21 protein-coding genes are annotated in these 20,392 nt (G+C 67.0%); 15 read left to right on the top strand and 6 right to left on the bottom strand.

Annotation, left to right across the window (positions count from 1 at the left end):
• The first annotated feature begins 60 nt into the window (after window positions 1-60).
• The 5 genes from QFZ46_RS05330 (at window position 61) to QFZ46_RS05310 (ending at window position 6,439) form a co-directional block, all read left to right on the top strand.
• Entirely contained in the window at window positions 61-795 is a 735-nt protein-coding gene (locus tag QFZ46_RS05330) for an L-ribulose-5-phosphate 4-epimerase (RefSeq protein WP_307359082.1), read from the top strand.
• Window positions 792-2,375 carry a xylulokinase gene (locus QFZ46_RS05325; RefSeq protein WP_307359080.1) on the top strand — a complete coding sequence of 528 codons (1,584 nt, stop codon included), beginning with the start codon at window positions 792-794 and terminating at the stop codon, window positions 2,373-2,375. The genes QFZ46_RS05330 and QFZ46_RS05325 overlap by 4 nt, the downstream gene beginning before the upstream one ends.
• 9 nt (window positions 2,376-2,384) lie before the next feature.
• Window positions 2,385-3,908 carry an L-arabinose isomerase gene (gene araA, locus QFZ46_RS05320; protein WP_307359078.1) on the top strand — a complete coding sequence of 508 codons (1,524 nt, stop codon included), beginning with the start codon at window positions 2,385-2,387 and terminating at the stop codon, window positions 3,906-3,908.
• Complete coding sequence (locus QFZ46_RS05315; RefSeq protein ID WP_307359076.1) at window positions 3,908-4,834, top strand: aldose 1-epimerase family protein; 927 nt, start codon at window positions 3,908-3,910, stop codon at window positions 4,832-4,834. The genes araA and QFZ46_RS05315 overlap by 1 nt, the downstream gene beginning before the upstream one ends.
• A 66-nt stretch (window positions 4,835-4,900) precedes the next feature.
• Window positions 4,901-6,439, top strand: coding sequence for a hypothetical protein (locus QFZ46_RS05310; RefSeq protein ID WP_307359075.1), 1,539 nt, complete (start codon window positions 4,901-4,903; stop codon window positions 6,437-6,439).
• A gap of 13 nt (window positions 6,440-6,452) precedes the next feature.
• Here QFZ46_RS05310 and QFZ46_RS05305 read toward each other — a convergent pair whose 3' ends face one another.
• Window positions 6,453-7,118 (bottom strand): type 1 glutamine amidotransferase domain-containing protein, encoded by a 666-nt coding sequence (locus QFZ46_RS05305; protein ID WP_307359074.1) that lies wholly within the window; start codon window positions 7,116-7,118, stop codon window positions 6,453-6,455.
• Window positions 7,119-7,210: 92 nt separating this feature from the next.
• Here QFZ46_RS05305 and QFZ46_RS05300 point away from each other — a divergent pair, with 92 nt between their 5' ends.
• Window positions 7,211-8,110 (top strand): LysR family transcriptional regulator, encoded by a 900-nt coding sequence (locus QFZ46_RS05300; protein WP_307359071.1) that lies wholly within the window; start codon window positions 7,211-7,213, stop codon window positions 8,108-8,110.
• Window positions 8,111-8,114: 4 nt separating this feature from the next.
• Here the strand turns inward: QFZ46_RS05300 and QFZ46_RS05295 are convergent, their stop codons facing one another.
• Window positions 8,115-8,693 carry an antibiotic biosynthesis monooxygenase gene (locus tag QFZ46_RS05295; protein WP_307359069.1) on the bottom strand — a complete coding sequence of 193 codons (579 nt, stop codon included), beginning with the start codon at window positions 8,691-8,693 and terminating at the stop codon, window positions 8,115-8,117.
• Between the two features lie 369 nt (window positions 8,694-9,062).
• Between QFZ46_RS05295 and QFZ46_RS05290 the strand changes: the two genes are divergently transcribed.
• The 5 genes from QFZ46_RS05290 to QFZ46_RS05270 all read left to right on the top strand — a co-directional run bounded on the left by QFZ46_RS05290 (window position 9,063) and on the right by QFZ46_RS05270 (window position 14,011).
• Entirely contained in the window at window positions 9,063-9,509 is a 447-nt protein-coding gene (locus tag QFZ46_RS05290) for a hypothetical protein (protein ID WP_307359067.1), read from the top strand.
• Window positions 9,510-9,613: 104 nt separating this feature from the next.
• On the top strand, window positions 9,614-11,116 hold the full coding sequence (locus QFZ46_RS05285) for a CoA-acylating methylmalonate-semialdehyde dehydrogenase (protein WP_307359065.1): 1,503 nt from the start codon (window positions 9,614-9,616) through the stop codon (window positions 11,114-11,116).
• A gap of 51 nt (window positions 11,117-11,167) precedes the next feature.
• Window positions 11,168-12,313 (top strand): acyl-CoA dehydrogenase family protein, encoded by a 1,146-nt coding sequence (locus tag QFZ46_RS05280; protein WP_373457666.1) that lies wholly within the window; start codon window positions 11,168-11,170, stop codon window positions 12,311-12,313.
• A complete protein-coding gene (gene mmsB, locus QFZ46_RS05275; RefSeq protein WP_307359061.1) occupies window positions 12,310-13,194 on the top strand; it encodes a 3-hydroxyisobutyrate dehydrogenase in 885 nt (294 codons plus the stop codon). The genes QFZ46_RS05280 and mmsB overlap by 4 nt, the downstream gene beginning before the upstream one ends.
• Window positions 13,195-13,234: 40 nt before the next feature.
• Window positions 13,235-14,011, top strand: coding sequence for an enoyl-CoA hydratase-related protein (locus tag QFZ46_RS05270; protein ID WP_307359060.1), 777 nt, complete (start codon window positions 13,235-13,237; stop codon window positions 14,009-14,011).
• Between the two features lie 52 nt (window positions 14,012-14,063).
• Here QFZ46_RS05270 and QFZ46_RS05265 read toward each other — a convergent pair whose 3' ends face one another.
• The 3 genes from QFZ46_RS05265 to QFZ46_RS05255 are packed head-to-tail and all read right to left on the bottom strand — an operon-like array spanning window position 14,064 to window position 15,535.
• Complete coding sequence (locus QFZ46_RS05265) at window positions 14,064-14,507, bottom strand: YdeI/OmpD-associated family protein (RefSeq protein ID WP_307359059.1); 444 nt, start codon at window positions 14,505-14,507, stop codon at window positions 14,064-14,066.
• 25 nt (window positions 14,508-14,532) lie between these two features.
• A complete protein-coding gene (locus QFZ46_RS05260) occupies window positions 14,533-14,982 on the bottom strand; it encodes an SRPBCC family protein (RefSeq protein WP_307359057.1) in 450 nt (149 codons plus the stop codon).
• A gap of 16 nt (window positions 14,983-14,998) precedes the next feature.
• Entirely contained in the window at window positions 14,999-15,535 is a 537-nt protein-coding gene (locus tag QFZ46_RS05255) for a MarR family winged helix-turn-helix transcriptional regulator (protein WP_307359056.1), read from the bottom strand.
• A gap of 129 nt (window positions 15,536-15,664) precedes the next feature.
• On the opposite strand from QFZ46_RS05255, the gene QFZ46_RS05250 reads away from it, so the two are divergent.
• Genes QFZ46_RS05250 through QFZ46_RS05240 form a run of 3 tightly spaced genes read left to right on the top strand, consistent with a single transcriptional unit; the run spans window position 15,665 to window position 19,110 of the window.
• Window positions 15,665-16,441 carry an electron transfer flavoprotein subunit beta/FixA family protein gene (locus tag QFZ46_RS05250; RefSeq protein ID WP_307359054.1) on the top strand — a complete coding sequence of 259 codons (777 nt, stop codon included), beginning with the start codon at window positions 15,665-15,667 and terminating at the stop codon, window positions 16,439-16,441.
• A complete protein-coding gene (locus QFZ46_RS05245; protein ID WP_307359052.1) occupies window positions 16,441-17,415 on the top strand; it encodes an electron transfer flavoprotein subunit alpha/FixB family protein in 975 nt (324 codons plus the stop codon). Before QFZ46_RS05250 ends, QFZ46_RS05245 begins: the two co-directional genes overlap by 1 nt.
• 6 nt (window positions 17,416-17,421) lie before the next feature.
• The gene (locus QFZ46_RS05240; RefSeq protein WP_307359049.1) at window positions 17,422-19,110 is read left to right on the top strand and encodes a cytochrome b/b6 domain-containing protein; all 1,689 of its coding nucleotides are present in this window, start codon (window positions 17,422-17,424) and stop codon (window positions 19,108-19,110) included.
• A gap of 105 nt (window positions 19,111-19,215) precedes the next feature.
• On the opposite strand, the gene QFZ46_RS05235 is transcribed toward QFZ46_RS05240, so the two are convergent.
• Entirely contained in the window at window positions 19,216-19,722 is a 507-nt protein-coding gene (locus QFZ46_RS05235) for a GNAT family N-acetyltransferase (protein ID WP_307359048.1), read from the bottom strand.
• Between the two features lie 108 nt (window positions 19,723-19,830).
• Here QFZ46_RS05235 and QFZ46_RS05230 point away from each other — a divergent pair, with 108 nt between their 5' ends.
• Window positions 19,831-20,391 carry a thioesterase family protein gene (locus tag QFZ46_RS05230; protein ID WP_307359046.1) on the top strand — a complete coding sequence of 187 codons (561 nt, stop codon included), beginning with the start codon at window positions 19,831-19,833 and terminating at the stop codon, window positions 20,389-20,391.
• Window position 20,392: the final 1 nt, after the last annotated feature.

Here is a 20,392-nt window from a genome sequence, read left to right as displayed (position 1 = left end):
TACACTTCGATACAGACACTGTGACCGGTCACAGTGACATTCGCACCCGATGAGGAACCCGTGAGCAACGAAGCCCCCGCATTCACCCCCGAGGTCGACGCGACCATCGCGGCTGTCCGAGCCGAGGTCGCCGCTCTGCATGGCGAGCTGGTCCGCAACGGCCTGGTGGTCTGGACCGGCGGCAACGTCTCCGGTCGTGTCCGTGTCGGCGATGACCCGGGTGCTGATCTGTTCGTGATCAAGCCGTCCGGTGTGAGCTACGACGACCTCACGCCGGAGAACATGATCCTGTGCGACCTCGAGGGCAACGCCATCCCCGGCACGCCCGGCAGTGAGCGTTCGCCGTCCAGCGACACGGCCGCCCATGCCTACGTCTACCGTCACATGCCCGATGTCGGCGGCGTCGTGCACACCCACTCGACCTTCGCGGTCGCGTGGGCCGCTCGGGGCGAGGAGATCCCGTGCGTCATCACCGCGATGGCCGACGAGTTCGGTGGGCCCATCCCGATCGGGCCGTTCGCGATCATCGGCGACGACTCGATCGGCCGCGGCATCGTCCAGACACTCACCGGTCACCGCTCACGCGCGGTGCTGATGCAGAACCACGGTCCGTTCACGATCGGCGTGAACACGAAGGATGCGGTCAAGGCCGCCGTCATGGTGGAAGACGTCGCCCGCACCGTGCACTACGCCCGCGAAGCAGGGCCGATGATCCCGATTCCGCAGGACGCGATCGACAGCCTCTACAACCGGTACCAGAACGTGTACGGCCAGAGCGAGGACACGCGGCGATGAGCGCGCGCGATGACATCCTCGAAGGCCGCACCAGCCTCGGCATCGAACTCGGTTCGACGCGCATCAAGGCGTGCCTGATCGGGGCCGATGCCACGGAGGTTCTCGCGACCGGATCGTTCGCGTGGGAGAACCGCCTCGAGGGCGGTCTCTGGACCTACGCACTGGACGAGGTGTGGCGGGGGCTTCAGGCGGCGTTCGCCGACCTCGTCGGCGACGCGGAGCAGCGCCACGGAGTGCGGCCTGAGACTTTCGGGGCGATCGGAATCTCGGCGATGATGCACGGCTACCTCGCCTTGGATGCCGCGGGTGAGCTGCTCGTGCCGTTCCGCACCTGGCGCAACACCAACACAGGTGTGGCGGCGGCAGAGCTCACCGGTCTGCTCGGCGTGAACATTCCACTCCGCTGGTCGATCGCGCACCTGCACCAGGCAGTGATCGACGCCGAGGCGCACGTGGCACGACTCGACTTCGTCACGACACTCGCCGGCTATGTGCACTGGAGGCTCACCGGCGAGCGGGTGCTGGGCGTGGGAGATGCCTCAGGCATGTTCCCGATCGACTCCGCGACCTGCGACTACGACGCCGAAATGCGGGATGCGTACTCCACCGTCGCTGCAGATCGCCTGCCCGCGCCGCTCGCCGATCTGTTCCCACGTGTGCTCGCGGCGGGCTCCGACGCGGGTGCGCTCACGCCAGAGGGTGCGGCGCTGCTGGATCCGACCGGCGGCCTGCGTCCCGGCATCCCGCTCTGCCCGCCCGAAGGCGACGCCGGCACCGGCATGGTCGCGACCAACTCGGTCGCGCCCCGAACCGGCAACGTCTCGGCGGGCACGAGCATCTTCGCGATGGTCGTGCTGGAGCGGCCGCTCGGGATCGTGCACCACGAACTAGACCTCGTGACGACCCCGGCCGGCGACGCTGTCGCCATGGTGCACTGCAACAACGGCGCCAGCGAGCTCGCCGCCTGGGCCGGCCTGTTCACACGGTTCGCTGCGGCCGCCGGGCAGCCTCTCGATGATGACGCTGTATTCGACGCCCTGTTCCGCGAGGCGCTGGACGGTGAAGCGGATGCCGGTGGACTGCTGGCTTACAACCACCTCGCCGGAGAGCCGATCGCCGGGCTCAGCGAGGGGCGGCCGCTTTTCGTGCGCACTCCCGACAGCGACTTCTCCCTGGCGAATTTCATGCGCGCGCAGGTGTACGGCGTGTTCGGCACGCTCGCACTGGGCATGCAGGTGCTCGAGGGGGAGGGCGTCGGGCTCGACCGCATGTTCGCGCACGGCGGGATGTTCCGCACCGCCGGTGTGGCACAGCGGTTCCTCGCCGGTGCTCTCGGCGCCTCCGTCTCCGTCGGAGAGCTGGCTGCGGAAGGCGGTGCATGGGGCATCGCGGTACTGGCCTCGTACCTCGCGCAGTCGGACGACCTGAGCCTGGGGGCCTACCTCGAGGAACAGGTGTTCGCCGCGGCATCCCTCACCACTGTCTCGCCGGACCCCGCCGACGTCGCAGGCTTCGCCACCTACCTCACCCGCTACCGCGCCGGCCTCGCCATCGAGTCCGCCGCGGTCGAGTCCCTCTGAAGGATCCTCATGACCCGCACCCCGCTGAAGACCACGCTCGACGAGTACGAGGTCTGGTTCCTCACCGGCAGCCAGCACCTGTACGGACCCGAGACGCTCGCGCAGGTCGCCGAGCAGTCCCGCTCGATCGCGGAGGCCCTGGATGCCGCGGCAGACGTGCCGGTGAAGATCGTGTGGAAGCCGGTGCTCACCGATTCGGCCGCGATCAAGCGCATCGCTCTCGAGGCCAACGCCGATGACCGGGTGATCGGACTCGTCGCCTGGATGCACACATTCAGCCCCGCCAAGATGTGGATCGCCGGCCTCGACGCGCTGCAGAAGCCCCTCGCGCATCTGCACACGCAGGCAAATGTCGAGCTCCCATGGGCCGACATCGACTTCGACTTCATGAACCTGAACCAGGCCGCACACGGCGACCGCGAGTTCGGCTACATCCAGACCCGCCTCGGTGTGCCGCGCAAGACCGTCGTGGGCCACGCCAGCGACCCGCGCGTGCAGCGGGAGATCGGCACCTGGCAGCGCGCTGCCGCCGGGCTCGCGGCATCTCGCAGCCTGAAGCTCGCCCGCTTCGGCGACAACATGCGCTTCGTCGCGGTCACCGAGGGCGACAAGACCGAGGCAGAGTTGCGGTTCGGCGTGCAGGTCAACACCTGGGGCGTCAATGAACTGGCGGATGCCGTCGCCGCGGCATCCTCGTCTGACATCGACGCGCTCGTCGCCGAGTACGAGGAGCTCTACGAGGTCGTGTCCGAACTTCGCAAGGGCGGCGAACGGCACCAGTCGCTGCGCGACGGCGCGGCCATCGAGATCGGCCTGCGGTCGTTCCTCGAGGAGGGCGGTTTCGGCGCCTTCACCACGTCGTTCGAAGACCTCGGCGAGCTGAAGCAGCTGCCGGGCCTCGCCGTGCAGCGTCTGATGGCAGAGGGTTACGGCTTCGGCGCCGAAGGCGACTGGAAGACGGCCGTGCTCGTGCGCATCGCGAACGTGATGGGTGCCGGCCTGCCCGGCGGCGCGAGCCTCATGGAGGACTACACGTACGACATGACCCCCGGCGACGAGCTGATCCTCGGCGCGCACATGCTCGAGGTCTCGCCGTCGCTGACCACCGCGAAGCCCACGCTCGAGATCCACCCGCTCGGCATCGGCGGCAAGGACGACCCGGTGCGCCTGGTCTTCACCGCCGACCCCGGCCCCGCGATCGTCGTGGCCATGAGCGACATGCGCGATCGCTTCCGCCTCACCGCCAACGTGGTCGAGAACGTCGCCCCTCGGGCGGCTCTGCCCAACCTGCCGGTCGGTCGTGCCGTCTGGAAGCCCGCCCCCGACTTCAACACGAGTGCCGCCGCCTGGCTCACCGCCGGTGCCGCGCACCACACGGTCATGTCGACGGCAGTCGGGCTGGAGGCGTTCCGCGACTTCGCCGAGATGGCAGAGGTCGAACTGCTCGTGATCGATGACGAGACGACGCTGCCCGAGTTCCAGAAGCAGGTCCGCTGGAACCAGGCCTACTACCGTCTCGCGCAGGGCCTGTGATGGCTCCCGTTCACACGCCGCGCTCCGGACGCCAACTCACCCTGGTCGGGAACGGCTACGAGGCGGTGATCGCGAGCGTGGGCGCGACACTTCGCACGCTCACATTCGACGGTCGCGACCTCATCGTGCCGTTCGAAGCCGATGAGGTGCGTCCCGCCTACCGGGGAGCGACGCTCGCGCCGTGGCCGAATCGCGTCGTCGACGGCAGGTACTCCTTCGGCGGAGGTGAGTTCCAGCTCGCGCTCACAGAGCCAGCGCGTGGGCATGCGCTGCATGGCCTGCTGTCGTGGACCGAGTTCGTCGACCGCGTCGCGGAGCACGACCGCGTCGAGCTGGCCGCCGTGATCGAACCGCAGTTCGGGTATCCGTTCCGCGTCGAGGTCGTCGTCGACTTCCGGCTCTCTGCTGCCGGCCTGACGCAGACTGTGACGGCCCGCAACATCGGGGCGGATGCTGCGCCCTGGGGCACCGGTCCGCATCCGTACCTGGTGGGAGGCGAGGGGGGAGTCGATGACTGGACGCTCACGCTCCCGGCATCCGAGGTCCTCACCGTCACACCCGACCGGCTGAATCCGGTGGCGGTCGAGTCGATCGACCGGCATCCGGATTGGGACTTCCGCACTCCGCGCCCGATCGGCGACGTGTTCATCGATCATGCGTTCACCGAGCTGACGCGCACGGATGGCGCAGCGGAGGTGCGTGTGGTGGCGAAGGACGGACACGGTGTCGCGCTGAGCTGGGACGAGAGATGCCCCTGGGTCCAGGTGCACACGGCTGACCTGCCGGATGGCGCCGCGAATCACCGGATCGGACTGGCGGTCGAGCCCATGACCTGCCCGCCCGACGCCTTCAACTCCGGGGTGGATCTGATCGTTCTCGATCCCGGGGCCGAAGCCTCGGCATCCTGGCGGTTCAGCGCAGTCTGATCACATTCCCCTCATGGGCATTTCTGCCCCTGATGGTCAGGTTGCTTTGGCAATACGATGGGGATTGTGACGAACGAGACGCCCGAGAATCCGCAGAACACCCCACCGATCGTGCCTGAGTCGGTGAATGAGGCATCCGACGCGCCCGTCGTCGATGCGCCTGCTGGACAGCACGGATTCGATGGCACGTTCTCGTCGGATGCCGTAGCGCCGGATGCAGTACCCGCAGCAGACGCGCCGCGCGCGGCAGAGCCTGACGAGTCTTCCGTCGCGGAGCCCGTCGCGGAGCCCGTGATCGCTCCCGTTGCAGAGTCCGAGGTCGCTCCCACGAGCGCGGCCCCCGAACATCCGCCGACGGCCCCCGAGTATCCGCCGGCTGCGCCCGGTGGCCACGAGATTCCAGGTGCGACTGCGTACCCAGGTGCGGCCCAGGCCGTTCCCGGATACCAAGCCGCCCCGGTGTACGACCCGAACGCACCGGTGTACCCGGGGAACGCACCGGTGTACGACCCGAACGCGCCGGTGTACCCCGGGTCCGCGCCGGCTTACGACCCGAACGCGCCTCAGGCCTATCCTGTCGGCGGGTATCCAGCGAGCGCCTACCCTGCGGCACCGGCCGCGCCGAAGAAGCCCATGTCGAAGGGGCTGCTGTTCGGCATCATCGGCGGAGCGGCGGCCGTCGTGCTGCTGATCGCCGCCGTGATCATCGTGCCGGGTCTTCTGCGTGGGGCTGCACCGACAGCATCCGATGCAGTGGAGAAGTATCTGACGGCTCTGTCCGAGGGAGACGCAGAGACGGCGCTCACGTTCGTCGAGACGTACTCCGACGACAGTCTGCTCACCGACGAGGTGCTCGCCGCGTCGCTGGAACTCGCCCCGATCACCGATATCGTGGTGGAGGAGTCCGAGGACGCGACCGAATACGAGGCGACGGTCTCAGCATCATTCGCCGTCGGGGGCGAGACGATCGAGCGGGATTTCACGGCGTACAGCTCGTCTGACGACGGATGGGTGATCAGCGACGGACTGGTCGCCGCGACGCTGTCGAACTTCGACGGTCTCGGTCTGACCGTGAACGGCGCCGAACCCGCTGATTCCTCGACGTCGCTCTTCCCCGGTGCGTACCAGCTCGCGTTGAGCTACGAGGAATTCGCCCTCGATTCCGACACGGACACGTTCACCCTGACGACGGATGCAGACAGCGAGCTGTTCTGGGACATCTACCCGGTTCTCACCGAGGATGGTGCCGCGACGTTCCGCTCGCTCGTGCGCGCGTCCATCGAGGAGTGCGTGGCGTTGAAGACGCTCACGACGCCGTGCGGCATGGACATCACCGAAATCGACCTCAGCGGCTACACGCCGGTCGACGGCACCGTCACCCGGACGATCACCAGTGACGGTCAGGCGACGCTCGACTCCATGGAGGCGGAAGTCGACTACTCGACGCCGACGCTCGTCTCGACGTATGACACCCCCGATGTGGACATGACGTTGCAGGGCACCAAGGACGGGCAGACCTCGGAGTTCGAGGTCTGGTTCGGGGGATACATGGACACCCCGTCGGTCGACTTCGCCCAGGAGACACCGACCGTCACCTGGGACTGAAGCCTCCGGTAAGTCAGTCGAGCACCGTCACCAGTGCGGCAGCGACGGATGCCGATGACTGCGGGTTCTGCCCGGTGATCAGCAGCCCGTCGATGACCGTGTGATCACTCCACGGCGCCGCGACCTCGACATCGGCACCGAGTCGACGCAACGACGTCTCGAGGAGGAAGGGCGCACGATCGGCGAGGCCACCGATGCGCTCCTCCTCATCTGAGAAGCCGGTGATGCGGCGTCCGGCCAAGACGGAAGCCCCCGTGGCGGTGCGTGCCGGCAGCAGAGCCGCGAGTCCGTGGCACACCGCAGCGAGCGGACGGCCGGCGGCGACGGTCGCGGCGATCAGCGCAGCGGAGTCGGAATCGACGGCGAGGTCCTGCATCGGCCCGTGTCCACCGGGGTAGTACACCGCGTCGTACGTGAGCGGATCGACGTCGGCGAGCACCAGAGGTGTCGCGAGTGCGGTGATGCTCGCGATCGCCTCGGCATCTCCGTCGCCGAGGCTGCCTCCGTCGGCGACCGGGGCGACTCCGCCGGGTGTCGCGAAGACGATGTCGTGGCCCGCATCGGTGAGCAGGGCGTACGGGACGAGCAGCTCCTCGGCCCAGTAACCGGTGGGATGCGCTGTGCCGTCCGAAAGGGTCCAGGTGCGGGCGCCGGTGACGACGAAGAGGACGGTGGACATATGGACTCCAATGATCTGACGGCGGATGCCGTGGAAGGGTGACACCCATGACAACGGTCGATCCAGATAGCCGATTCCGATAGATTCGCGATATGAACGATCGGAATTCCGATGGCTTGCAGAGCCTCGACCGATGGCGCGTGTTCCTCGCGGCCCACCGTTCGAACTCCGTCTCCGCAGCAGCGCGGATGCTTGGCCTCGCCCAGTCGTCGGTCACTGCGCAGTTGCAGGCACTGGAGAGAAGCATCGGCGAGCCGCTCTTCGTACGGCATGCGCGCGGCATCCGCCCGACTGCCCGCGCGGACGAGCTGGCATCCCGTCTCGCCGGCCCGCTCGACGCGCTGGCGGAGGCTCTGGGCGCGCGACCGGCCGTTGAGGCGCCTCGAGTGCGGCTCGGCGGAGCAGCGGAGTTCCTCGCCCACGTCGCCATGCCTGCTCTTGCGCCGGCGATCGCGGACGGGCTCCGTCTCGACGTCACCCACGGTCTTGCCGAGAACCTGCTGGAGCAGCTCGGGTCCGGCAGCCTCGATCTGGTGATCTCCGCTGTGCGGCCGCGCGGACGTGCGCTTCCGACGGCTCTGCTCTGCGACGAGGAGTTCGTCCTCGTCGCTTCGCCCTCACTGGGGATCGCCCCCTCGCCGGAGCTGCGCCCTTCCGATGTCGATGCCTGGCCGCTGCTCTCCTACGCGCGCGACGTCCCGATCCTGCGGCGATACTGGCGGCATGTGTTCGGCATCCGCCTCGAGCGCGAACCGCAGTTGATCGCCCCCGACCTCCGCGCGCTCGCAGCGGCCGCAGTGGCCGGGGCGGGTGTGACGGTGCTGCCAACGTACCTGCTCGCCGATGAACTGGCGGCAGGTCGACTCGTCGTGCTGCGCGAGACGGACGACCCTCCGATCAACACTCTGCACATGGTGCGCCGGCCCGGTCCTCTCGGTGACGGCGTCGCGATCGTCGAGCGCGCTCTGCGCGCGGCGGCCGAGCGGTTCTGAGCTCTCAGCGCGAGAGCCACCCGCGCAGCGCCCGGGTGACCCAGGGGAGTACCCAGTACGTCATGATCGGCGTGAGCACGATCGTCGTCGCCAGCACGCGCAGCCAGAGGGGCAGCTCGCCCCATCCCGGAACGGGCGTCATCGCCAGGCTGAAGAGCAGGTTGACGGGGAAGAACCCGAGCCAGATCGTGACGGCCTGCTTCCATCGTGGCGGTGCAGGCTGTGCATCTTCAACGGTCGCGGCATCCGGAATCCGGATCGATCCCGTCGCGGGTTCATCGAACCAGCCCTCGATCCCTGTGCGCCTGCGCGAGTGCTCGCTGCGCACGAAGCCCTCGCCCATCGAGAGCCACCACGTGCGCTCAGGCGATTGCTCCCACGCATCCAGAGTCTCGACGCTCGTGAACCGATAGAGCATGTGCCAGAGCTGGGAATCCTCGCCGGCGCGCACCCATCCCGAGCCCAGGAACCCTGGGTGCTTGTTCGCGAGATTGACACCGGTCTGCACCCAGGCGGTCGCCTCGGAGATGCGGGCGGGATCCACCTCGCGGCGGATGGAGACGGTGATCGGGATGCTGGACATGGTGGGCCCCTCGGAGAAAGCGTGCTTGTGGCGAATCCGAGTGTATGCGGGCTATGTTTCAGATTTGCTTCGAGCGGCGGAGCTTCTCGATCGGTGGGTCCCTTCGGGACGAAGTAGACCCCCGCCGACCCGATTCGGCGGGGGTCTCGGGAGCATCGCTCACCGTTGCGCGGAAAGTTCTGACTACCCGATCCGGTCTGAGTTCTTCCGCGCAGTTGCAGTTGTACGTGTCGAACGTGACCAGCTGGTGAACTGGCGCGGAACACGCCACGTCGACTCGTTCTGCACATGTGTCGTGATGCGGGCACCTTTCCCCAGGTCCGCGGATTCACGCCGAGGTGAGCTTGCGAAGAAGGCCAGGATCGGCTCATGACAGACGCAAGCAGTTCCCTAAGAGACCGCGTGCTCGACCGTGACGACGACCTTCGCGACGCACTGCAGCTTCTGCTGCAACGCGCGAACAGGCGCCAGATGTGGATGATGTTCATGGACGATCGTGGCTGCCTCGGCCAACCTCTCATCCCGATAGAGGACTACCCCGATGACGCCGATGAAGTCGTCGACGTCGCTGATCTCGGCAGAGTCACCCAGGCGCACGTCTTCATGCACCGCGCCGGCCGGCTCTGCCAGATGACCGAGAATGCCAGCGTCGTGCTCGTCTGGGAGCGGATCGGAAGCAGCGCCGTTTCGCCGGAGGATCGAAGCTGGGCGAGGGCGATGGCGGACGCGGCTGGCGTGCTTGACGTCCCGTTGCGCGCGCAGTTCGTCGTGCACGGGCGCGGCGTCCGGCAGCTTCATCCCGACGACTATCTCTGACCTGCTGCGGCGGGTCCGCAAACTACATGGACCCCCTAGTAAAACAGCGGATGTCCGAGTAATCTGGTCATCGTGCCAAAGATGGCGCGAAGGGACGTCGCATAATGACTCGCATCATTCCCCATTTCGTAGGCGGAACGCTTCTGACTCCGAAAGACGGACGCTTCGGCGACGTTTATGATCCAAGCGTCGGCCGTGTGCAGGCCAGCGTGCCGCTCGCATCGGCCAGCGAAGTGCGCCGCGTGATCGATGACGCTGAGGCCGCGCAACCGGCTTGGGCGGCGACCAACCCGCAGAAGAGAGCGCGAGTGCTGCTGCGCTTCCTCGATCTCGTTCAGAAGAACATGACCGAGCTTGCGACGCTGCTCTCCAGCGAGCACGGCAAGACGTTCGACGACGCCAAGGGCGATATCCAGCGAGGCCTCGAGGTGATCGAGTTCTCCGCCGGCGCGCCGCACCTGCTCAAGGGGGAGTACTCCACCGAAGCAGGCACCGGTATCGACGTCTATTCGATGCGTCAGCCGCTCGGTGTGGTCGCAGCCATCACGCCGTTCAACTTCCCGGCCATGATTCCGCTGTGGAAGGCAGGGCCCGCGATCGCCGCCGGCAACGCCTTCGTGCTCAAGCCCAGCGAGCGCGACCCCTCGGTGCCGGTGCGCCTCGCGGAGCTGTTCCTCGAAGCGGGCCTGCCCGCCGGAATCTTCAATGTCGTCCACGGCGACAAGGAGGCCGTGGACACCCTGCTCACCGACCCGCGCATCCAGGCCGTCGGATTCGTCGGATCGACTCCGATCGCCGAGTACATCTACTCGACCGCGACTGCGCACGGCAAGCGCGCGCAGTGCTTCGGCGGAGCGAAGAACCACATGGTCGTCATGCCGGATGCTGATCTCGATCAGGTCGCGGATGCGCTGATCGGCTCTGGTTACGGTTCCGCCGGGGAGCGCTGCATGGCGATCTCTGTCGCAGTGCCGGTCGGCGATGAGACGGCCGACGCGCTCGCCGCGAAACTCACGGAACGGGTCGGTCAGTTGCGCGTCGGACCAGCCCTCGCCGAGGACGTCGACTACGGGCCGCTCGTCGCACGGTCAGCCGTGGAACGCGTGGAGGACTACATCCAACAGGGCATCGATGCCGGGGCGACGCTGCTCGCCGACGGTCGCGGGATCACCGTCCCCGGTCATGAGGAGGGCTTCTATCTCGGTCCGACCCTGTTCGACCACGTGACGACAGACATGTCGATCTACCGCGAGGAGATCTTCGGCCCTGTGCTCGTGATCGCTCGCGCAGCGGACTACGAAGAGGCTCTGGCGATGGCATCCGATCACGAGTTCGGCAACGGCGTCGCGATCTTCACTCGCGACGGAGACGCCGCCCGGGATTTCACCGCTCGGGTGAACGTCGGCATGGTCGGCGTCAACGTGCCGATCCCCGTTCCGATCGCCTACTTCACGTTCGGCGGCTGGAAGCGCAGCGGCTTCGGCGACCTCAATCAGCACGGTGCCGACGCTTTCCGTTTCTACACGAAGACCAAGACGGTGACGAGCCGCTGGCCCGCGCATGGCGTGCGCGACGGTGCGAGCTTCGTCATCCCGACCATGCGCTGAGAACGACCACATCCCTGATCTGCCCACAAGGCGAGAGGATCCCCGATGACGATGATCACCACAACCACCGAGGAGCGTGCAGCGATCCTGCACGCGGTCCGCGAGTTCACCGAGACCGAACTCGAGCCGTTCGCTGCCGAGCGCGACGAGCATCACATCTTCCCGACCGAGGCGCTGCAGCGCGCTGGAGACCTCGGTCTCGGCGGCATCTACGTCGACGAGGAGTTCGGCGGCACCGGGCTATCGCGTCTGGACACGGTCGCGATCTTCGAGGAGCTTGCGAAGGGCGATCCTGCCGTTGCCGCGTACATCTCCATCCACAACATGGTGGTGTGGATGCTCGACACCTACGGCTCGGCAGCGCAGCGTGGCGAATGGCTGCCGCAGCTCACGAGCATGACCGGGTTCGGTGCGTACTGCCTGACGGAGCCAGGGGCAGGGTCCGATGCCGCAGCCATCACCACGAGCGCGATCCGCGATGGCGACGAATACGTGCTGACCGGAGTCAAACAGTTCATCTCCGGGGCAGGCGAGGCCGCGGTGTATGTGGTCATGTCGCGCACCGGCGAGGCGGGCGCCAGAGGGATCTCGGCCTTCCTCGTACCAGGGGATGCCGTCGGCCTGTCGTTCGGAGCGCCGGAGAAGAAGATGGGTTGGCACGCCCAGCCGACACGGCAGGTGATCCTCGATGAGGTGCGGGTGCCGGCATCCGCTCTGCTCGGCACCGAAGGGCAGGGGTTCGCGATCGCGATGTCGGCGCTCAACGGCGGTCGGCTCAACATCGCGGCATGTTCGATCGGCGGTGCGCGCTGGGCGCTGGATCAGGCACGACGCTACGTGCACGAACGGTTCACATTCGGCGAGGCGCTCGCCGAGAAGCAGAGCATCGTGTTCGCGATCGCCGACATGGAGACCGAGTTGCACGCGGCGCGGTTGCTCGTGCAGGATGGCGCCCGCGCGGTCGACGAGCATGCGGATGATGCGACCGTGCGGTGCGCGATGGCCAAGCGTTTCGCGACGGATGCCGGATTCCGCGTCGCCAATGATGCCCTTCAGCTGCACGGCGGCTACGGGTACCTTCAGGACTACGGGATCGAGAAGGTCGTGCGAGATCTGCGCGTGCACCAGATCCTGGAAGGGACGAACGAGATCATGCGCATGATCGTCGGACGCGACGCGCTGAAGGCGGCGTCATGAAGATCGCGTTCCTGGGACTCGGACACATGGGCCTGCCGATGGCCCGCAACCTGCAGGCCGCGGGCCACGACGTGATCGGCTTCGACGTCATGCCGGCTGCGCGGGAAGCGGCGGTGGCAGTCGGCGTGCCGCTTGCTGAGTCGGGGACGGATGCCGCGACCGACGCGGATGTCGTGATCACGATGTTCCCGGCGGGCAAGCACGTCATCGAGGCGTACGAGGGCGGACTGCTGGCCGCGGCGCGACCGGGAACGCTGTTCATCGAGTCGTCCACGATCGCAGTCGACGAGGCGCAGGCTGCGCACGCGATGGCGATCGCGGCCGGACATCGCAACATCGATGCACCCGTTTCCGGCGGAGTGGTCGGAGCGGAGAACGCGACACTCGCGTTCATGGTCGGAGCATCCGACGACGACTTCGCGGCCGCGCTCCCGCTGCTAGAGGCGATGGGCAAGCGCATCGTGCACTGCGGCGGACCGGGGCTCGGACAGGCCGCGAAGGTGTGCAACAACATGATCCTCGCGGTCTCGCAGATCGTGGTGGGGGAGGCGTTCGTGCTCGGCGAGCGTCTCGGGCTCTCGCATGATGCGCTCTACGACGTGGCCGCGAACGCCTCAGGTCAGTGCTGGGCGCTGACGACGAATTGTCCGGTGCCGGGGCCGGTTCCGACGAGTCCGGCGAACCGTGACTATCAGCCGGGCTTCGCCGGCGCGCTGATGGCCAAGGACCTCGGGCTCGCGCTGCAGGCGATCGATCAGACATCCACGGATGCCAGGATGGGGCGGCTCGCGCAGGAGATCTACGCAGCGTTCGCGGCCGGCTCAGGTGGTGGGCGGGACTTCTCCGGCATCATCACCGACATCCGCGACGGACAGGTGTGATGATCGTCAGTGACGTTTCGAAACCACTGAGGGAGCATCGATGACCGAGTACGAGACGATCCTTGTCGAACAACGCGGACGCGTGGGGTGGATCACGCTGAACCGCCCGCAGGCGCTCAACGCGCTGAACTCGCAGCTCGCGCAGGAGGTCACTGCAGCAGCCGTCGCATTCGACACGGATGAGAGCGTCGGTGCGATCGTCGTCACCGGGTCGGAGAAGGCTTTCGCTGCCGGTGCAGACATCAAGGAGATGGAGTCGATGTCGGCCGCAGAGATGCGCGCGACCGACCACTTCGGGTCGTGGAGCGATTTCGCTGCGGTGCGCACCCCCGTCATCGCAGCGGTCAGCGGCTTCGCGCTCGGTGGTGGCTGCGAGCTGGCGATGATGTGCGACATCATCCTCGCGGCTGATACGGCGAAGTTCGGCCAGCCCGAGATCAACCTCGGAGTGATTCCGGGGATGGGCGGAACGCAGCGACTCATCCGTGCCGTCGGCTATTACAAGGCGGCCGAGATCATCCTCTCCGGTCGCATAATGGGCGCAGAGGAAGCTGAGCGCGCTGGCCTCGTGTCACGGGTGGTGCCGGCATCCGATCTGATCACCGAGGCCACGACGTTGGCTGAGACGATCGCGTCGAAGAGCCTCCCTTCGCTCTATGCCGCGAAGGCCGCCCTGGATGCCGCGATGGAGACGCCGCTGGCCGAGGGGCTGGCGCACGAGAAGCAGGCGTTCGCGGCGCTCTTCGACACGGTCGACCAGAAGGAGGGCATGGCGGCCTTCCGCGAGAAGCGGTCACCCAACTTCATCAATCAGTAGGCGGAGGTGCCCGCACGGCCCGCACGGACGGCACCGCCCGTACCGCCCCGGGTCACTCGCCGAGCGCGTCGAGGATCTTCTCCAGGCGGCGGGTGCGGGTCTCCTCGGTCTTCGCCTCGGCGATCTGGCGCGCCATCTCCTTCCGCTTGGATGGCGGCAGGTTCTCGAAGGCCGCGCGGACCGCGGGATCGGCGTCCAGAGCCTCGGCCAGCGCCGGCGGGATCTCGATGACGCGTTCCTCGGTGTCCGGTCTGATCGTCACCTCGATCTCCTCGTCGATCTCGACTCCGGCCTCCGCACGCGCAGCCTTGCTGAACCCGATCATGTTCTGCCCGCCCATGCGGGACAGGCGAAGACGGATGCTGCGATCGCCGAAATCGACCACCACGGGAAATGCCTTGCCCGCCCCGAGGGAAGCGACCTGGTCGTCGGTGAGCACGATCGCTGCGGCGGGCCCGTGGCCCTCCAGCACGGTCTTCAGATGCAACTCGGTCATGGCGCTCAGCGTAGCGTCGGCGGCGTCAATTCTCGAGGGACGCTGCCAGCACCTCATTGCGCTCGTCGATCAGACGCCGCATGTACTCGCCCATGAACAACCGATCCACGAGCGAGCCGATCGGACCGAACGGCGAGCGGAACGTGACGGTGTCGCGCATGAGCGTGCCTTCGGGGTGCTCTTCGAAGACGTGCTCATGATGGAAAGCGGCGAACGGTCCCTTCGTCTGCCGATCGCAGAAGCGCCGCGGCGGGTCGATGTCGAAGACGATCGAGGTGAGGTGGAACGGCAATCCGAAGTGTCGTGCGCGCCATGTCACGGAAGATCCTTCGTTGAAGGCACCGCCGGCTGGGCCCTTGACCATGATCTCCCCGTAGCGCGCCATCGACTCGACGTGCAGCCCAGGGTCGAGCGCGGCGCCGAAGACCTCGGCGGGGGTGGCGCGGATGACGCGTTCGAGAGTGAACTGCGCCACTAGCGGATGCGCGCCATCAGAGCGGATCCGGTTGCGGGCGCGGTTCCGCGAAGTCGCCGGCATCCTTGCGCAGACGGGCGACGATCGCGACGAGGTCAGCAGCATCGGTCGAACTCATACCTGGACGGCTGAACACTTCGCTGTTGAGTGCGGTGGTCGCGCGTTCGACGAGAGCACGGCCGTCTTCGGTGAGCGACAGCATCGCCGCGCGCCCGTCGTGCGGGTGCGGCTCGCGTCGGATCAGGCCATCGCGCACCAGGCGTTCCGCGGTGCTCGTCACGGTCGTGGCATGCACCTGCAGGCGAGCGACGACGCTGGACAGCGGCAGTCGGCCTGCGCGACTGAAAGCCAGCAGGCGCAGCACCTCGAATCGCGCGAAGGAGAGGCCGAATGGCTTGAGTGCGGCATCCACTCGAGCCAGCAGCAGCTGCTGCGCCCTCATCACCGATGTCACGACAGTCATTCCGTCGGCGGCATCCGTCCAGCCGTGCGCGAGCCATTGGCGCTTCGCCTCGGCGAGCGGATCGGTGGGAAGGGGACGGGGGAGGGCCACAGCTCAACCGTATCGGCAGAATCAGGTATGGACGGCGAAGTCGAACCTGATTCTGAGTATCATGACAACTGAAACTCGATTCCGAGCTGTCTCGCCGACTAGACTCGGCCGTGTCGTGAGGAGTAGTCGATGAAGATCTTCGTCTTGGTCAAAGAGGTACCGGACACCTATGGCGATCGCAAGCTGAATCTGGAGACAGGATTGGCTGATCGTGCGGCCGGTGACGTGGTTCTCGATGAGATCACCGAGCGGGCGCTCGAAGTCGCCCTTTCGTTCGCCGACAAGAACGATGGCACCGAGGTCGTCGCTCTGGCGATGGCTCCCGAGTCTTCGACAGCGTCCATTCGCCGTGCGCTCGCGATCGGAGCGGCATCCGCTGTGCACATCGTCGACGAGCAGCTCGTCGGTGCTGATCTGGGATTGACCGCCGAAGTTCTCGCCGCCGCCATCCGCCGTGCAGAGCCGGACCTCGTCATCACTGGAAACCTCTCCACCGACGGCTCCGGCGGCGTCATCCCCGCGATGCTCGCCGAGCATCTCGGCTACGCGCAGGCGACCGCCCTCAACGCCGTAGAGATCACCGCAGAAGGCGTCGCCGGCACTCGCGCCGCCGACGACGGCTCGCAGGCGGTCTCGGCACCCTTCCCGGCGGTGATCTCGATCACCGAAGCATTGCCCGATGCGCGCTTCCCGAACTTCAAGGGCATCATGGCGGCGAAGAAGAAGCCGCTCGAAGTGCTCTCCCTCGACGACCTCGGCATCTCGGCCGATCCTGCGGCAGCACCGCGGACGATCATGACCTCGGTCTCCGAGAAGCCCCCGCGTGCGGCAGGCGTGAAGATCACCGATGAGGGCGACGCCGGCACGAAGCTGGTCGAATACCTCGTGCAGAACAGGTTGGTGTGATGATGAGCTACCCCGACAACTCGATCCTCGTCCTCGTGGATGTGACACCCGCCGGTGACGCCGCCAGTTCGACTGCTGCGCTCATCGGTGCCGCATCGACGATCGGATCTCCGGTTGCCCTGGTGCCCGGCGGATCACCGAAAGCCGTGGATGCTGCTGCTGCCGCCGGCGCGTCGGTCGTTCTGACCTCTGGCGTCGATGTCGACTCTCTCACCGTGCCACTGGTGGACGCACTGCAGGCGGCGTACCAGCGCGTGCAGCCTGACGCCGTGCTGATCTCGAACTCGATCGCCGGTCGTGATGTCGCCGGTCGTCTCGCGGTGCGAGAGAAGCTCGCCCTTTCGGTGGATGCTGTCGGCGTCTCCCGTGACGACGAGGGCATCGTCGCGCACCACTCCGTGTACGGCGGAGCGTTCCTCGTCGATTCCGCGCCGACCTACGGAGCGTCGATCATCACTGTGCGCCAGGGTGCAGTGGACGCTCGCGCCGAAGCCGTCGCATCACCGGTTGTCGAGCCGTTGGAAGTGACGGCATCCGGCGCGGCCGCCGCGAAGGCGGGTGCGACTGAGATGGTCGAGGCGGAGTCGTCTCGACCCGAGCTGCGGGGTGCGTCGAAGGTCGTCTCTGGCGGCCGAGGTCTCGGCTCGAAGGAGCAGTTCGTGCTCGTCGAGCAGCTCGCCGATGCGCTGGGCGCCGCGATCGGCGCGTCGCGCGCGGCGGTGGACGCTGGCTACATCCCGTACGCGCACCAGGTCGGGCAGACCGGTGTCTCGGTGTCGCCGCAGCTGTATGTCGCGGTCGGCATCTCCGGTGCCATTCAGCATCGCGCCGGTATGCAGACAGCCAAGACGATAGTCGCGATCAACAAGGACGGCGAGGCGCCGATCTTCGACGTCGCCGACTTCGGCATCGTCGGTGACCTGTTCAAGATCGTGCCGCAGGTGGTCGAGGCGCTCGAAGCGCGGAAGAAGTAGCGACGGATGGCTGCGCAGAAACTGCGACAGGGACTGCCAAGGGTCATCGGTGGAGAGCCGTGGCCTCCGGCCGGTGACGTCGAGGTGGCGGATGCCGCGGTGAAAGTCGCGGCGGCCGCTGCCCCATCAGGGGCCGATGAGCGAGCGGAGCGAGTCGAAGAAACCGCTCCGGTCGCCGAAGCATCTGCCCCTGCTGCTGGGGAGGGCTTCGACTCCCTGGCGGTCGCTCACCCCGTTTCGTCTGCGGCGGCTGCGCCGCCTTCGCTCAACGACCCGCAGGGCATGCGCCGTGGTCTTCCGCGAACACCGGGCGGGGAGCCGTGGCCTCCCGCTGGTGCCGCCCAGGCTGTCGCCGTCGCGCCTGCGACAGCCGCTGCCCCTGCGGCCTCAGCTCCCACCGCAGCCTCCGCTCCGACTCGGGTCGCCCCGGGAGAGGGCGAAGCGACCGAGAGGAAGAGAGTCCCGCGGACGGAGCGAGTCGAAACCTCGGCTCCCGCGCCTGCATCCGGTATCGGCGAAGCCCTCCGCCGTGGCCTGCCTCGCACGGCCGGCGGCGATCCCTGGCCTCATGCCGGCATGGCTGCGCCCGCCGCCGTGACGGTCGCAGTCGAGGAAGATGTCGAAGCACCGGCCGATCTCATCGAGGCATCCGATATCCCGGCATCCACCGCCGTCGAGACGGTCGATGTCAGCACTCCGTTGCCGTTCCAGCGCACCGTGTTCCCCGGCAAGAACGCGTTCACTCGCCCCGCAGCCGCCACGGAGCCGGCGCGCATGGGTCCCTTCACCAAGGGGCAGTGGGCAGGCGTCGTGATCGTGGGCGGTGCCGGTCTGCTCGGTGCGGCGGCGATGGCTGTGCTGTTCGTGCGCTGGCTGCTGAGTCTGTCGGGTATGCAGGACTTCCTGCAGACCTACCCCGGTGAGTACCACTTGCCCGAGGGGGCGCCGGTGGGCTTCCCGGGGTGGCTGGGCTGGCAGCACTTCTTCAACGTGTTCCTGATGGTGCTGATCATCCGTTCGGGCCTCAGCGTGCGCCACGACAAACGCCCGACCGCGTTCTGGACCGCGCGCGGCAACGCGAAGAGCAAGATCAGCCTGACACTTTGGTTCCATCAGTCGCTCGACATCCTGTGGCTGGTGAACGGCATCGTGTTCGTCGTGCTGCTGTTCGTGACCGGTCAGTGGATGCGGGTGATCCCCACCAGCTGGGAGGTCTTCCCGAACGCGCTGTCAGCTGCGCTGCAGTACGTGTCGCTGGACTGGCCGACCGAGAACGGGTGGGTGAACTACAACTCCCTGCAGCAGCTCGCCTACGGCGCGACGATCTTCATCGCCGCCCCTCTCGCCGCCGTCACCGGTGTGCGCATGAGCGGCATCTGGCCGAAGAATGCGACCAGGCTCAACAAGGCGTATCCGGTCGAGTGGGCGCGCGCCGTGCACTTCCCGGTGATGCTGTACTTCGTGGTGTTCATCGCGATCCATGTGTTCCTCGTGTTCGCGACGGGTGCTCTGCGGAACCTCAACCACATGTATGCGGTTCAGGGCTCGACCGACCCGAACGCCTACGCGGACAACTGGACCGGCTTCTGGTTCCTGGTGGCATCACTCGTCGTGATCGCAGCCGCGTGGATCGCCGCACGTCCGATGGTGCTGGCCCCGATCGCGAAGCTGTTCGGGAACGTGTCGGCCCGCTGATCCGGTAGTTTCGTCCGCACAACTCCGGCGGAATCCGCGCAGACCGCGAGAAACGGCCGCCCGATGTGCTGGGGCGGCCGTTTCTCCGGAGTTATCCGGCGGAACTCAGCGAACGAAGCGGACTTCGGTGAGCGTCTCGCCGAGGAAGGGCTCGGTGTGGCTCGCGCCGTCGAGCGTGAAACCGTTGCGCACGTAGAAGCGGTGGGCCCGGGGGTTGTCCTCCGCCACCCAGAGGTACAGCGGCTCGTCTTTCTTCACAGCCGCGTCGAAGAGCTTCTGGCCGAGGCCGGTGGAGTGCCACTGGTCGAGCAGGTAGATGAAGTACAGCTCGCGGAACGCCGGCGCATCCTTGTCGCGCGCAGGTCCGGAGCCGACGAAGCCGACGATCTCACCGTCGACGAGCGCTGCGCTCATGCTGAAGTCGTCGCCCTGCGCTGCCCAGTGCGTCCAGAGCTCGGCCATGCGGCGGGGGGACACGCGCTCCAGCGCAGCCTTGCTGACCAGGTGGTCGTAGGTCTCGTGCCAGCACTGTGCGTGCACGCGACCCAGTGCTTCCGCATCCACATCGCGGACCGGACGGATGATGACTTCAGGCTGGGCTACGGCGCTCATGCCGCGACTCTACGCGCGCCTCGGGCGAAGATGAAATCGAGCGGCACTCCTGTTTGAATCCCACAAAGGACTTCAGAGATCATGCACCGCTGGCTACTATCGATCCTCGTGAACGTGATCTGGCGGACTCTTCTCGTGATGTGGCGTGCGCGCCGGCGACTGCGCCGGGAAGGGCAGCTCGCTTCCGGCGAAGTCGGAAGGATCAGAGTGACGACTCTCCCCACCGATATCGATGTGCTGCGCCACATGAACAACGGACGTTATCTGTCGCTGTTCGACCTCGGGCGCTGGGATCTGCTGGTGCGCACCGGTATGAGCGACGCGATGAAGCGCAACGGCTGGTACGCGGTCGTCTCTGCTGAGACGGTGACATTCCGCAAGTCGCTGCAGCTCTGGCAGCGTTTCGACATCGAGTCGCGCCTGCTCGGTCACGATGACAAGGCCATCTATCTCGAACACCGCGCCGTGGTCGACGGCGAGATCTACGCGAGAGTCATCGTCCGCGCACGCATGCTCAAACGCAGTGGCGGCACGCTGTCGCACCAGGAGCTGTTCGCGGCCGTCGGCCGGCCGGAGGGTCTGCCGGATGTCGAGCCGTGGGTGCATGAGTGGGCGATGGCATCCGCTCTGCCTGCCACCCGCGCGGATGCCCCGAGCATTTGGATGTGAG

It is taken from the genome of Microbacterium murale (assembly GCF_030815955.1).
GTDB classification, from domain to species: domain Bacteria; phylum Actinomycetota; class Actinomycetes; order Actinomycetales; family Microbacteriaceae; genus Microbacterium; species Microbacterium murale_A.
The sequence above is the reverse complement of the archived record's forward strand: the minus strand, read 5'-3'. Positions and strand labels throughout refer to the sequence as shown.